Genomic DNA, 12,586 nt, shown 5'->3' with positions numbered 1-12,586 from the left:
TTTCCGGCACAGGGCCTTCCGGTCATGCCTGTCCGTTCAGGATCTGGTCTGCAAGGCTGGCGCAGCTTTCGGCCAGCAGCACCGGGTGGAAGGGTTCCAGCTCTTCCCCGCTGCCGTAGCCGTACAGCGCACCGGCGGCATCCAGCCCGCAGTCTGCTGCGCCGCGCATATCATCGTTGCGGTCGCCCACCATCAGCACCCGCCTGCCCTGCATCATGGGCTGGGCCAGCACATGGCGCACCACGTCGGTCTTGGTGTCGCGGCTCTCGTCCATGGACGCGCCGCCGATAAAATCAAAATAGCCTGCAAGGCCCTTTTCTTCCAGAATGGGCGTAACGACCTGCGTGGGCTTGGAGGTAGCGGTGCACAGCACAAGGCCCGCGTCCTTCAGGCGCTGCAGCATCTCTGCTGCACCGGGGTAGGCGGCGCACTCGTGGCTGCCCTTGACGGCGTAGCTGTCGCGGTACAGGTCGGTGGCCTTTTCAATGAGGGCCGGGTCGGTAAAGTGCTCACCAAAGCTCTTGCGCAGCGGCGGGCCAAGGTAGCGGCGCAGGTTCACATTTGTGGTGTCCACGCCCATCCTGGCAAAGACTTCTTTTAATGTATTTATGATACCGGGAGCGGAATCGATCAGGGTCCCGTCCACATCAAACAGGATCGCATCGTAGTTCAGCAATTTGTAAATTTCCTCACTTTCATGGTGATACATTGTATAGTATAGCACAGAATCCCGTTATCAGCAATTCCAACAAATGGTTTTTACAAAAATTATGCATTCAAGCAGAGAAAAGGCCCGCCCGGCATCCGGACAGGCCTTTCAGCATCTTCTTACTTCGCTGCGGCATCCGCAGGCGGATAGTACAGGTTGTTGGAGACGAACTCCAGCTTATCCTTGAGCACCAGCTCCAGGTTTGCCACGGCGTGCACCATGTTGGTGGCCGAATCGTTCACTTCCAGCAGCTTGCACAGGTCCAGACCGTCCAGTTTCATGGCGGCATCCATCTTCCGGCTTTCGGCGCACAGGATGTGGCTCAGGGCATTTTCCTGCAGAGCGATGCTCTCCACAAGGTCAACGACCGCCTGCTCCAGCGTCACCTTGGGCAGGCAGGGGCAGGGGCAGCGGGTGGTATCGATACAGTTCTCAGCAGACATGATAAAACCTTCCTTTCGTTCGTCCGGTCAGGGGCGGTGTACGCCCCATTCTATGTCTGCCGGGTACGCCGGTGTTACTCCTGCTTTTTCGGGTTCCGGGTGCCGCGCACCTTTTCAATGGTCTCGCGGTAGCCGCCGGAGCCGTACTGGATGCAGCGGTTGATGCGGCTGATGGTAGCCGTGCTGATCTCCACCGCCTTCACGATCTGATCGTAGGTTCTGCCGTCCAGCAGCATCTTTGCCGCTTCCAGCCGCTGCGCCATATCCGAGATCTCCTTTACAGTGCACAGGTCTTCAAAGAAGTTGTAGCACTCCTCCCGCGTTTCCAGACTGAGGATGGCATCAAACAGTGCATCGGTGGTCTGGTTTCTTCTGGAATTTTTATCTGCCATGAATGTTCTCCTTGCCGCCGCAGCGGACTGTCCGGTTTTGGGAGCGTTCCCTCTTTTAATTGTTCCGGAAATGTTCAGGTTCTTTCTTGCATCACCACTTTAGCACATCAAAGTGTGAAAGTCAAGCCCTTGGCGTGAACTCTTTTCATTCGTGGGTGTATATAGTTTTCTTCGTTTCACGCATGAACAAAAATCACCTAAAAATTATTGCAGAACGCTTTTCTGAATTAGTGCATCCTCCGAACTTGTTCCAAGGATATTGACAATTTGTGAATTCCGCACTAAAATACGGACAATCATTCGGCAAATGCGATGAACAGGACATGATTCTTTGCAGCACCCTCTCCCAGAGAGCCGCCCATCTGATGCAAGGGCAGCAGTCAGGAGCAAAGCGTTCTCCCCTGCGAGCAGCCTGTGTGAACAAAGGCGCTGACCCCGCCTTCCAGTAATGCATGGCCGTTTTGCCCACGTTACGGGGCTGCGTATGTATGTACGCTGGGAGTGGCTGCCCTGTGCAGCAAACGAAGTGGTATCGCGGAGTATTCCATACACGATGTGCAGTGTATGTGAAGGCCTTCGTCTTCGATGGTTCGTCCCAAATGGAACGAACGCAGGAAGACGGGGCCTTTTTTACATCCTGCCGCCCCATGTCGCTGACATTTGCCGGATGCCAAAAAAGGAAAGAGGTAAAAACAATGAATACGCTGGTCATCGTATTGATCGCAGCCGTGTGTCTGTTTGGCGCTTATATGCTTTACGGCCGCTGGCTGGCAAACAAGTGGGGCATCGACCCCTCTGCCAAGACCCCGGCAGTTGTCCATGAGGACGGCCGGGACTACGTTCCCACCGACGGCTGGACCGTGTTTGCACACCAGTTCAGCTCCATTGCCGGTGCAGGCCCTGTTACCGGTGCGATCCAGGCCGCTGCTTTCGGCTGGCTGCCGGTGCTGCTGTGGGTGCTGCTGGGCGGCATCTTCTTCGGTGCTGTCACCGACTTCGGCGCTCTGTATGCTTCCGTTAAGAACGACGGCAAGAGCATGGGCATGCTGATCGAAAAGTACATCGGCAAGACCGGCCGCAAGCTGTTCCTGCTGTTCTGCTGGCTGTTCTGCGGCATCGTCATCGCCGCCTTTGCCGACATGGTGGCCGGCACCTTCAATGCCTACGGTGCTGACGGTGCTCTGGTGGAGGCTGCCCAGACCAACGGTGCTGCCGGCATGGTCTCCATCATGTTCATGGTGTTCGCCGTGGTCTTTGGCCTGCTGCAGAAGAACCTGCACTTCACCGGCTGGAAAGAGAATGTGATCAGCATCGTATTCATCGTGCTGTCCTTTGTGGTGGGTGCAAACTTCCCCATCATTCTGGGCAAGGCTGCATGGAGCTACATCACCTTTGTGTACATCTTCTTTGCCGCTGTCCTGCCCATGTGGCTGCTGAAGCAGCCCCGTGACCACATGACCACCTTTATGTTCGTGGCCATGATCGTGGGCGCTGTTCTGGGCCTGATCGTCAACCATCCCGTCATGAACCTGCCGGTGTTCACCGGCTTTACCAACGCCAAGCTGGGCACCATGTTCCCCATCCTGTTCGTTACCGTTGCCTGCGGCGCTGTTTCCGGTTTCCACAGTCTGGTGTCTTCCGGCACCTCCTCCAAGACCGTTACCAATGAGAAGGATATGCTGAAGGTCGGCTATGGTGCCATGGTACTGGAAAGCCTGCTGGCTGTCATCGCTCTGTGCGTTGCCGGTGCTTCTGCTGCTGCAGACGGCACCCCCGCAGACGGCACTCCGTTCCAGGTCTTCAGCCGCGGCGTTGCCAGCTTCTTCGTGGGCTTCGGCCTGGACCAGCACTTTGCCTCTGTGTTTATGACCATGTGCGTTTCCGCACTGGCCCTGACCAGTCTGGATGCTGTGGCCCGTATCGGCCGCATGAGCTTCCAGGAGCTGTTCAGCGTGGACGACATGGAGCATGCTGAGGGCTGGCGCAAGCTGCTGTGCAACGTGTACTTCTCCACCTTCCTGACTCTGGCTTTCGGCTTCCTGCTGACCAAGATCGGCTACGCCAACATCTGGCCCCTGTTCGGTTCTGCAAACCAGCTGCTGAGCGCTCTGGTTCTGGCCACCCTGTGCGTGTTCCTGAAGGTCACCGGCCGCAGCAACAAGATGATCTTCCCTCCGCTGGTCATTATGCTGTGCGTCACCTTCACCGCTCTGGTGCAGCGCCTGATCGCCATGGTCAAGGCCATCAGCAATGCCGCTGCTGTCACCATCCCCGCTGGCGAGACCACTTGGGGTGCCGTGTTCATTGCAAACGGCCTGCAGCTGATCCTAGCCGTGCTGCTGATCGTTCTGGGCCTGAACATCGTGTTCCACTCCTTCAAGGCCTATAAGAATGCTGAGCAGAACAGCGAAGCAAAGGTCTGAGTTTCAGATCCTGCTGAACTGAATCTGTAAATGCAAACTGCCGCTGACGGCGTAAAAACCGTCAGCGGCAGTTTTTGTTGCTGTAAGCTTCTATGATTTGAAATGGCCTCCGCGTGCGCTCTGGCCATAAGCAGAGGAAAATTTATTTGATATTGTGGTTTGGAAACGACTGCGGTCGTTTCCAAACCATTTTTTCACAGAAAGAGTCCCAAAGATAAAATGCATAGTCACCACAAAAAATGCAGTGTACGGTCACGACCTTTCCCGTGAAAAAGCAAACCAGCAAAGCCCGCAGGCTTTGCTGGTTTGCAAATATAAAAATAATACTTCCGCTAAAAATAGCCATAGCGCACGCGGCGGCTATTCTAAATCAAAAATCAAACGTTCGTTTCTTCCCACGTTTGAAGGACCGCCATCTGCACTGGGGTGTGGAACCAGTGTTCCCCGCCTTCCATGATCGTCAGATGCGCCCCGCTTTCCTGACGGAAGCGCTCGATCATGGTGCGGCTGGTCAGGGCATCCCTGTCACCATACAGCACCTGCGTGCGGCCATGCCAGTGCAGCGGATGTTCCCGCACCCAGCACAGATACGGCCATGAGAGGGTCTCCCCAAGATCCGTGGGGATTTCCCCTGCCCGCTGCAGCTGTTCCTCGGTCACATGGGCATATTGCATCATATTCGTGATGAGAGCTTCCATATCCACCACCGGAGAGACCAGCAGGGCCTGTTCCGGCGCGTCTCCCTGCAGCGCCTGCATGGCAAGCCACGCGCCGATACTGACCCCATACAGCCGGATATGCGCCCACACCGGCTTCATGCGGGCGTATACGGCTTCTATCTCCGGCACAGCCACCCACGGCAGAAGCCGCTCAGGGCTGTTTTTCCGTGCGCCATGCTCGGGCAGGTCGATAGCCAGCACCTGCCAGCCCGCTTCACAGGCTGTAGCGGCAAAACGTTCTGCCTCTTCCTTGCAGCCGTTCTTGCCGTGGAGATAGAGGTAAACATTCCGGCTCCGGCTGCCGTACAGGATGGCAGGGATGCCCGCAAGAGTCATGGTTTGTTTTTTCATAAGGGATTCTCCTTATCCGATCATGCTCTCCATTCGGAGAGACGTTTTGTTTACACTGCGCATTGCTTTTCGTCCTCCCTTCTTTCTGTTTTCTCTATGATAGCACATCCGCCCGGCAAACACAAACAAAAAGGAGCCGCAGTGCCCTGTTACGGGTACTGCAGCTCCCAATTCAACTTTGGAAGTTAAATTACTTCACCATGCTTGCAACTTCAGCAGCAAAGTCGTCAGCACGCTTCTCCAGGCCTTCGCCCTTCTGGAAGCGGGTGAACTTGACGATCTTGATGTCGCCGCCCAGATCCTTAGCGACCTTAGCGGTGTACTGAGCAACGGTCAGGTCGCCGTCCTTGACGAACTCCTGATCGACCAGGCAGTTCTCCTTGAAGAACTTCTTGATCTTGCCCTCGATCATCTTCTGCTTCACAGCCTTGGGCTTGTTAGCGGTCTTGGGATCGCCAGCCATCTGAGCCAGCATGATCTCCTTCTCCTTGGCCACGACCTCAGCGGGGACAGAAGCCTCATCGACATAGCCGGGGTTAGCAGCTGCGACCTGCATGGCGATGTCCTTGCCGTAGGTAACGAACTCGTCCTTAGCCTCGATGCCGTTGGTGGTCTCGAAGTTAACCAGAATGCCGTGGGTGCCGCCGCCGTGGACGTATGCAGAGCAAACGCCCTCGTAACGGACGAAACGGCGAACCTTGATGTTCTCCTTGATGACCAGGATCAGGTTCTTCAGAGCCTCGTCCACGGTCTCGCCGTTCTCGGTCTTGCAAGCCATCAGAGCCTCAACATCAGCAGGGTTCTGCTTCATGATGACCTGAGTAGCCTCCTTGACGAAAGCAACGAACTTGTCGTTCTTGGCAACGAAGTCGGTCTCAGCGTTGACCTCGATGACAACACCCACCTTGCACTGGGGGCAGTAGTCAGCGTAGACCATGCCCTCGGCAGCGGTACGGCTTGCCTTCTTGGCAGCGGTAGCCAGACCACGCTCACGCAGGATCTCGATTGCCTTCTCGAAGTTGCCGTCAGCCTCGGTCAGAGCCTTCTTGCACTCCATCATGCCGCAGTCGGTCTGCTTGCGCAGTTCCATAACGTCCTTTGCAGAAATAGCCATTTTCGTATTCTCCCTTACACGTTATTTTGTTGTTTGTGGGATGGGAAATCAGGCGTTTGCTGCATCCTCAGCGGGAGCGGCCTCCTGGTTGCCCTGCTTGCCTTCCAGCGCAGCGTCAGCCATAGCGCCAGCGATCAGCTTGACAGCACGGATTGCATCGTCGTTGCCGGGGATCACGTAATCGATCTCGTCGGGGTTGCAGTTGGTATCAACGATAGCCACGATGGGGATGTTCAGCTTGCGGGCCTCAGCAACAGCGATGCGCTCCTTGTGAGGATCAACGATGAACATAGCCTTCGGCAGGGTCTTCATGTTCTTGACACCGCCCAGGTACTTGTCCAGCTTCTCCATCTCCAGCTCCAGCTTGGCAACTTCCTTCTTGGGCAGCAGCTCGAAGGTGCCGTTCTCCTTCATCTTAGCCAGCTGATCCATACGGTCGATGCGCTTGCGGATGGTGCGGAAGTTGGTCAGCATACCACCCAGCCAGCGAGCATTGACATAGTGCATGCCGCAGCGCAGAGCCTCGTCACGGATGGACTCCTGAGCCTGCTTCTTGGTGCCGACGAACAGGATGTCGCCGCCCTCAGCTGCAACTTCCTTCACGTAGTTGTAAGCCTCGTCCAGCTTCTTCACGGTCTTCTGCAGATCGATGATATAGATGCCGTTGCGCTCGGTGAAGATGTACTTTGCCATCTTGGGGTTCCAGCGGCGGGTCTGGTGACCGAAGTGCACACCTGCTTCGAGAAGCTGCTTCATAGAAACGACTGCCATAGTAAAAATACCTCCAGATATTGTTTTGCCTCCGCACACCGTGATCCCGGGCCGTATCGGACGGTTCGGGACTGCCCTCCACCCATTTGGGCACAAAAGGGCATAGTGATGCGTGTGTAATGCCTTGTTATAATATCACAAACAAACGCCGGTTGCAAGAGTTTTTCTCTGTTTTTTACAAAGAAATCGTCTGTTTTTCGCTCATTTGCCTGTGTCCACGCCGCTCAGGCCCGCAAGGCCCATGCGCTGCAGGGCGTATCCCCTGCCGAACATCAGGTCGTACTGCAAAAGCCAGTGCTCTGCGCTCCACCGCTGCTGGAACTCGGTAGGCGCCTGCGTGGTGGTGCCGTCCAGATTCATGGTGGTTCCGCGGGTATTGGTGCGGCTGGCCACACGCAGCTGACGGTTCAGGAACTGGAAGTAGAGCGGCTCTTCCAGACCGTAAATGTCCATCATCACCGGCGAGATATCGTAAGCGGCAATGGTGCCAAGGTCCACCTGCTGCTGGCTGTAGTTGGACCACATCAGCAGCGTGGTCTGGTGCAGGCGGGGGTCTGCGCTGGAATCGCTGGCATAGCCGGTAGTGGTGTAGACATCGTAATTGGAATCGATGGGGTTATAGTGGTCGCCCCAGAACACCAGAATGACCGGCTCGTCCACCTGCGAGAAGTATTCGGTCAGTTTGCCCATCATGGCATCTGCATCCCGGATGCCGGTAGCAAAATCTTCCAGCGCGCCCACGGTGCTGGGCTTGAGACCCGCCGGGTGGGACAGCACCTTCACCCGCTCGTCGTCCGGGTAGTTGTCCTTGTTATAATTGGTATGGTTCTGCATGGTGACAGCGTGCAGGAAGATGGGCTTGTCCGAGCTGGACTTCATGCTCTCGTACTGCTGGATGATCTGGTCGGCCATGGAATCATCGGTGACAAGGCCGCTGGTCCAGTAGTGCTTGCGCACCTTGGTCACGCCATGCATATCCTCAAGGCTGATAAAATCGTCAAAGCCGAGGTTGGGGTAAGCCTTGTCGCGGCTCCAGTATTTTGCCCAGAAGCAGTGCACGGCTGCGGTCTGGTAGCCCTTGAGCTTGAGGTAATTGGGCATGGCGAACATGGGCTTGGTCACATGCTGCTGGTAGGGCTTGCTGCCGCTGGGCAGGAAGGATACCGAGTAGCCGGTAAGGGCTTCAAACTCCACATCGCAGGTGCCGCCGCCAAAGCTGGGACTGTAGGCCCGGCCATAGGCGCTGGTCTGCTGCAAGGCGTGCAGGTTCTTGGAGACATCGGTATCAAAGGTGATGCCGTACTGTTCCAGCTCCGAGACATCCCAGTAGGACTCGTCCATCACATAGATGATGGTGGGCTGCTTCACCTGCTCGTCCTTGGGGGTCACGGCGCTGTAGCTGGTGGAGTACAGCGGGCTGGTGGCAAACTTCTGGCTCTCGTCCGCATTGTCCAGCAGGGCATCCACTGCTTCCTGCGAGTATTCCTCGGGCTTCGAGATCTCCAGATTGGTGAGGTTGGTCATAAAGCCGGTGATCACGCCGTAGTAGCGGTAGTAGCGGTCCTGCATCCATGCATCCGGCGTAATGCCCAGCACCTGCGTGACAGCGGGCTGCAGGTACACGCCGAACACCAGCAGGCAGAGGGCCGCTACGGTGGCGGCACTGCCCGCCAGCCGGGGCAGCCAGCGCTGTTTGTGACGGCCGCGGTACAGGAAAAAGCTGCCCGCCATCAGCACCAGCACCACGATGATGGTCACGACCATGCTGGGCTGGATCTTGAGGCCCGCAGCGGATGCCACACCGGCAGCCTCCGACACCTGTGTCAGATCCCATGGCAGGAACGGCTCGCCGCGCAGCTGCAGGGTGTAAAAGTTCACCGCGCAGGGCGCACAGCCCAGCACCGCCATGCCCAGCGTGGACAGCGGCGGACAGCGGAACACCCAGTCCAGCAGCAGCCACACCAGAAACAGCAGCAGCCACGCCAGCAGATAAGCCCCGATGTGCGGGAAGATAAAACTTGCAAAAACGTCTGCGCTCAGGCTCCCGCGGGCGATCCCCTCGCCCAGCAGCAGCACGATCAGCGATGCCGCCAGCGGGAATACCATCCGCAGCGCCAAAAGCGGTTTGGGAGTTTTCATAATTCCTGTTCCTTTCCTCATCCGTGAAACCTCAGATCAAACGCAAAAGCACATTTCTTTACGCTTTTTGCACAAAGCTTCTGCGATTATTATAGTCACTTCCACAAAAAAGTCCACCCTGTTTTTGCAAAAAATTTACAAACCCAGCTTCACGCGCAGCTTTTGCCACCATTTGAGTTGTTCCGGCTGCTGCGGTGCTTCCGGCAGGGCCGTGTGCACCAGCACCGCATCCGTGCCAATGGTCTCGATCTCCTGCCATGGAATGGTCAGGCTATCGTCCCGGCCAAGCAATCCGAACAGCCTTGGCCGCCCCAGCAGGATCAGGCTCTGCAGCCGGGCGGTGGCAGGGTCAAAGGTCAGGTCGTCGGCCCGGCCAAGGCAGACCCCCCGCTCCAGCTGCACCACCTCTTTTTCACACAGTTCCCGGATGGTCAATGCCCTTCTCCCCTTTCTGCCACAGCTTATGCAGCCGCCGGGCACATCATGCAAAAAGCAGTGGAAACCGCATGGCAGATTGTGGTATACTGTGGGCAGAGCATTCCATGAGAAACAGAGGAAATTTTAAATGTATAAAAGCATCGTGTTTGATCTGGGCGGTGTCATGGTGGATTTTGCCCCCCGCGCCTATCTGGTAGACCGCATTTGCAATGCAGAGATCGAGGAGCAGGTGTACGACCTGACCTTTGGCAGCAAGGAGTGGAAGCAGCTGGATGCGGGGCTTGTCTCCCGCTTTGACGGCAATCAGGCCATGCTGCGCAACGCCAAGGCCGCCGGGCGCGAGTTTGAGGTGCAGGGCGTGCTGGACGACTGGCTGCACATCCTGCGCCCGCGCCGCCGGATGCAGGAGCTGGTGCGCCGCCTGAAGAACCATGGCTACAGCGTGTACTATCTCAGCAACATCCCGGAGGACGTGCTGGCCCTGCTCAAGGAGCGCGGCGTGCTGGACCGCTTTGACGGCGGCGTAGCCTCCTGCGAGGTGCACATCAACAAGCCCGACCCCCGCATCTATCAGGCCCTGCTGGATCAATACGGCCTGAAGGCCAGCGAGTGCGTGTTCATCGACGACAATCTGGCCAATGTGCAGGCCGCATTCACGCTGGGCTTCGTGGGCATCCGGATGAAGGAGAGCGTGGGCACCCTGATCCGCAGCCTTGCCACCTGCAATGTAGCCCTGCGCTGACCTCCGTGACCCAAAACAGCTCCTGCCGGAAATGCTCTGGCAGGAGCTGTTTTGCTGCTTTAGGAATTACTTTTTCTCGTAGCTCTGGCAGTAGTGCGGGGTCTCCACCTGCTGCGTATCGCAGGTGCACTGCTCGGTCACTTTGATCTGGGGCAGGTCGCACTTGCAGCCGCTCACATTGTGGCTGCACTCGCAGACATCACAGGTAACGCCGATGTTTTCCATATTTATCACCTCTCTGTCCACAGTATGGCCTGCGGGCAGGGTGTTTATTCTGGAAAACTCAGCCAGCCTTTTTCGCTTCGCGCTTAGACCGGAGTGTGACTGCCGCATGCCGGATGGAAAGCACCGGGTGCACCGGCAGCATCCGCGGGCCTGCCCAGCGCATCACCGCGCGGATCTTCTCCCGCATTTCCGGCTTGTAGCAGTGCACTTTGCAGGCCGAGCAAAAGGTCTTGGTCTCCATGAACGGGCATTTGTCAATGCGGGTCAGGGCGTAGTCGTGCAGCTGCCGGCACTCCGGGCACAGGCTGCCTTTGGGTGTTTTGTGCTGCCTGCGGCAGTAAAGAGCGATCATCTCGCTCACCAGCATCTTTTCATCTGCGCGCTTCTGATCCAAGTTCTTCGGGGTATCCTGCATGGGACGGGGCCTCCTGCTGCCTTATTTTTTTCTACGGTCCGACCGCATTGCAGCGCGGCGCACCGCACGGCGCAAAAATGCAAAGCCTACCGTAACACCAATTGCTGCAGCCACTGCCATATACACCGCCTTCTGAAACCAAAGCGGCAGGAGCGCAGACCTTTCCGTCTGCTGTCCCCTGCCGCAGTTTTGATGCATTCTGTACAGAGGCTGCTGCTTTTGCGTGAAAGTTAGCATTTACTAACTTTCAGCTCTGCAAAAACACCGTTTTTCGGTGTTCTCATAGTTTATCGCAGCTGTCTCTGTTTGTCAAGAGAAGTTTCTCCTGTTTACCATGCAGCCAGATCTGCACCCAGCTTGCGGCATGCAGCCTGAACATCATCGTCCGGGGCCTCGTTGCAGATCAGGCCCTCACCGTTCAGCACCTGTGCGCCGTCGCCCTGAGCACGCTCCACCCAGTCACGCATCCACTGGCCGTCGCCCCAGCCGTAGGAGCCGAACAGGGCGATCTTCTTGCCGTTCAGAGAACCCTCCAGATCAGAGAACATCGGCTCGAACTCGCTCTCCTCCAGCTGCTCCGCGCCCATTGCGGGGCAGCCAAAAGCCACTGCATCAAACTCAGCCAGCTTTGCGGCGTTCATCTCGCTGCAGGGCACGATGGTGCCGTTTGCACCCTCTGCCACGCAGTTTGCCATGGTCTCAGTGTTGCCGGTTGCGCTCCAGAATACGACTGCTACTTTGCTCATAAAGATCGTCCTCTCTCAAATCAATATTAGTTAGATATATCTAACTTTATGTTCCATGAAAATGCGTCCAACCACGCAGACGCATCCCCATTTGGTTAGTATCTTCTAACCACCGATAGAATACCACAGCTTCCCGGCTGTGTCAAGCCTTTTATGCAAAAAGAACTGCCGCGGCTGAAAGTACGCCGTAGATCACCGGCTGGTGCAGCAGATACAGCAAAAGCGAGTGCCGGCCCATCCAGCCCAGCGCCGGGCACACCGGGCGGCGCAGCGGTTCCATGCGTCTGCGGCCCACCGCCTTGTGCAGGTAGTACCCCGCCCAGAACAAAAACAGCCACGGCAGCAGGCCAAAGTAATCGGCGGAGTAGAACCAGTCCGGGTAAAAGCCAAAAAATGCAGTAAAGTAGTTGGCATACAGGCTCTGCGGCAGCATCAGCTTCCAGCCGCCAAGGCCCACCCAGCCCAAGCCGACCGGGTAGCACACCGCAAACAGCACCGCCGACACCGCAAGGCCCACAGCGGGCATCACCTTTTTCAGCAGCGGTTCCAGCACACCGGTCAGCAGCATGGCCGTACCCAGAAAGGTCAGCACGCCAAAAATGACCCGCTCTCCCGGCATGAACACCAGCGTCACCGCCGTTACCAGCGCTCCGGCGGCAAACACGGTAACACCGCGCCGCAGCATATGCCGCCCAAAGGGCGCACAGAAGCCGGACAGCAGAATGAACACCCAGCAGATGGTCTGCTGCCACAGACGCCCCGGCATTCCCGCGTACCAGTCCATCCAGATGCCGAACAGGAACATCATGTCCCAGCAGGCATGGTACAGCATCATGCTGACCAGATCCAGCCCGCGCAGCTCGTCCAGCAGGGCGTAGCGGCCCGCCGGGGTCTTTTGCTGCACTCGTCGTTCGTTTTCCATTTTCCATATTCCCCTTTGCTGTGTTTCGCAATACGAT

Annotated in this window: 14 protein-coding genes; 2 read left to right on the top strand and 12 right to left on the bottom strand. The window is 57.0% G+C overall.

Annotated elements, in window-relative coordinates:
- Positions 1–22: 22 nt before the first annotated feature.
- From GKG34_RS01145 to GKG34_RS01135, 3 genes are all read right to left on the bottom strand, one after another.
- Positions 23–676 carry an HAD-IA family hydrolase gene (locus GKG34_RS01145; protein ID WP_243139184.1) on the bottom strand — a complete coding sequence of 218 codons (654 nt, stop codon included), beginning with the start codon at positions 674–676 and terminating at the stop codon, positions 23–25.
- Positions 677–828: 152 nt separating this feature from the next.
- Positions 829–1,152 (bottom strand): hypothetical protein, encoded by a 324-nt coding sequence (locus tag GKG34_RS01140; RefSeq protein WP_005940334.1) that lies wholly within the window; start codon positions 1,150–1,152, stop codon positions 829–831.
- 74 nt (positions 1,153–1,226) lie between these two features.
- Positions 1,227–1,544, bottom strand: coding sequence for a YerC/YecD family TrpR-related protein (locus tag GKG34_RS01135; protein WP_154255409.1), 318 nt, complete (start codon positions 1,542–1,544; stop codon positions 1,227–1,229).
- A 695-nt stretch (positions 1,545–2,239) separates the two neighbouring features.
- Here GKG34_RS01135 and GKG34_RS01130 point away from each other — a divergent pair.
- Positions 2,240–3,967: a carbon starvation CstA family protein gene (locus tag GKG34_RS01130; protein WP_154255408.1), complete on the top strand. Its 1,728-nt coding sequence runs from the start codon at positions 2,240–2,242 to the stop codon at positions 3,965–3,967.
- A 377-nt stretch (positions 3,968–4,344) separates the two neighbouring features.
- On the opposite strand, the gene GKG34_RS01125 is transcribed toward GKG34_RS01130, so the two are convergent.
- The 5 genes from GKG34_RS01125 to GKG34_RS01105 form a co-directional block, all read right to left on the bottom strand.
- Positions 4,345–5,037: an alpha/beta hydrolase gene (locus tag GKG34_RS01125; protein WP_154255407.1), complete on the bottom strand. Its 693-nt coding sequence runs from the start codon at positions 5,035–5,037 to the stop codon at positions 4,345–4,347.
- 190 nt (positions 5,038–5,227) lie between these two features.
- Complete coding sequence (tsf, locus tag GKG34_RS01120) at positions 5,228–6,151, bottom strand: translation elongation factor Ts (protein WP_154255406.1); 924 nt, start codon at positions 6,149–6,151, stop codon at positions 5,228–5,230.
- Between the two features lie 48 nt (positions 6,152–6,199).
- Positions 6,200–6,922 carry a 30S ribosomal protein S2 gene (gene rpsB, locus GKG34_RS01115; protein ID WP_022257112.1) on the bottom strand — a complete coding sequence of 241 codons (723 nt, stop codon included), beginning with the start codon at positions 6,920–6,922 and terminating at the stop codon, positions 6,200–6,202.
- A 201-nt stretch (positions 6,923–7,123) separates the two neighbouring features.
- Complete coding sequence (locus tag GKG34_RS01110; RefSeq protein WP_154255405.1) at positions 7,124–9,061, bottom strand: LTA synthase family protein; 1,938 nt, start codon at positions 9,059–9,061, stop codon at positions 7,124–7,126.
- A gap of 135 nt (positions 9,062–9,196) precedes the next feature.
- Complete coding sequence (locus GKG34_RS01105; RefSeq protein ID WP_154255404.1) at positions 9,197–9,496, bottom strand: YlmC/YmxH family sporulation protein; 300 nt, start codon at positions 9,494–9,496, stop codon at positions 9,197–9,199.
- A gap of 130 nt (positions 9,497–9,626) precedes the next feature.
- On the opposite strand from GKG34_RS01105, the gene GKG34_RS01100 reads away from it, so the two are divergent.
- Positions 9,627–10,241: an HAD family phosphatase gene (locus GKG34_RS01100; RefSeq protein ID WP_154255403.1), complete on the top strand. Its 615-nt coding sequence runs from the start codon at positions 9,627–9,629 to the stop codon at positions 10,239–10,241.
- 66 nt (positions 10,242–10,307) lie between these two features.
- Here GKG34_RS01100 and GKG34_RS01095 read toward each other — a convergent pair whose 3' ends face one another.
- The 4 genes from GKG34_RS01095 to GKG34_RS01080 form a co-directional block, all read right to left on the bottom strand.
- Entirely contained in the window at positions 10,308–10,466 is a 159-nt protein-coding gene (locus tag GKG34_RS01095; RefSeq protein WP_005940302.1) for a DUF1540 domain-containing protein, read from the bottom strand.
- A gap of 58 nt (positions 10,467–10,524) precedes the next feature.
- Positions 10,525–10,881, bottom strand: coding sequence for a nitrous oxide-stimulated promoter family protein (locus GKG34_RS01090; RefSeq protein ID WP_005940299.1), 357 nt, complete (start codon positions 10,879–10,881; stop codon positions 10,525–10,527).
- 329 nt (positions 10,882–11,210) lie between these two features.
- Positions 11,211–11,627, bottom strand: coding sequence for a flavodoxin (locus GKG34_RS01085; RefSeq protein ID WP_005940293.1), 417 nt, complete (start codon positions 11,625–11,627; stop codon positions 11,211–11,213).
- A gap of 151 nt (positions 11,628–11,778) precedes the next feature.
- A complete protein-coding gene (locus tag GKG34_RS01080; protein WP_154255402.1) occupies positions 11,779–12,549 on the bottom strand; it encodes a heparan-alpha-glucosaminide N-acetyltransferase in 771 nt (256 codons plus the stop codon).
- Positions 12,550–12,586: the final 37 nt, after the last annotated feature.

Origin of the sequence: Faecalibacterium sp. BIOML-A4, assembly GCF_009679665.1 — a bacterium.
Lineage (GTDB): Bacteria > Bacillota > Clostridia > Oscillospirales > Ruminococcaceae > Faecalibacterium > Faecalibacterium taiwanense.
The sequence above is the reverse complement of the archived record's forward strand: the minus strand, read 5'-3'. Positions and strand labels throughout refer to the sequence as shown.

What these genes read in the sequence shown, in the direction of transcription:
- GKG34_RS01125 (WP_154255407.1), bottom strand. Translation starts at nt 5,037, where the DNA reads ATGAAAAAACAAACCATGACTCTTGCGGGCATCCCTGCCATCCTGTAC.
- GKG34_RS01095 (WP_005940302.1), bottom strand. Translation starts at nt 10,466, where the DNA reads ATGGAAAACATCGGCGTTACCTGTGATGTCTGCGAGTGCAGCCACAAT.
- GKG34_RS01090 (WP_005940299.1), bottom strand. Translation starts at nt 10,881, where the DNA reads ATGCAGGATACCCCGAAGAACTTGGATCAGAAGCGCGCAGATGAAAAG.
- GKG34_RS01135 (WP_154255409.1), bottom strand. Translation starts at nt 1,544, where the DNA reads ATGGCAGATAAAAATTCCAGAAGAAACCAGACCACCGATGCACTGTTT.
- tsf (WP_154255406.1), bottom strand. Translation starts at nt 6,151, where the DNA reads ATGGCTATTTCTGCAAAGGACGTTATGGAACTGCGCAAGCAGACCGAC.
- GKG34_RS01085 (WP_005940293.1), bottom strand. Translation starts at nt 11,627, where the DNA reads ATGAGCAAAGTAGCAGTCGTATTCTGGAGCGCAACCGGCAACACTGAG.
- GKG34_RS01140 (WP_005940334.1), bottom strand. Translation starts at nt 1,152, where the DNA reads ATGTCTGCTGAGAACTGTATCGATACCACCCGCTGCCCCTGCCCCTGC.
- rpsB (WP_022257112.1), bottom strand. Translation starts at nt 6,922, where the DNA reads ATGGCAGTCGTTTCTATGAAGCAGCTTCTCGAAGCAGGTGTGCACTTC.
- GKG34_RS01080 (WP_154255402.1), bottom strand. Translation starts at nt 12,549, where the DNA reads ATGGAAAACGAACGACGAGTGCAGCAAAAGACCCCGGCGGGCCGCTAC.
- GKG34_RS01100 (WP_154255403.1), top strand. Translation starts at nt 9,627, where the DNA reads ATGTATAAAAGCATCGTGTTTGATCTGGGCGGTGTCATGGTGGATTTT.
- GKG34_RS01130 (WP_154255408.1), top strand. Translation starts at nt 2,240, where the DNA reads ATGAATACGCTGGTCATCGTATTGATCGCAGCCGTGTGTCTGTTTGGC.
- GKG34_RS01110 (WP_154255405.1), bottom strand. Translation starts at nt 9,061, where the DNA reads ATGAAAACTCCCAAACCGCTTTTGGCGCTGCGGATGGTATTCCCGCTG.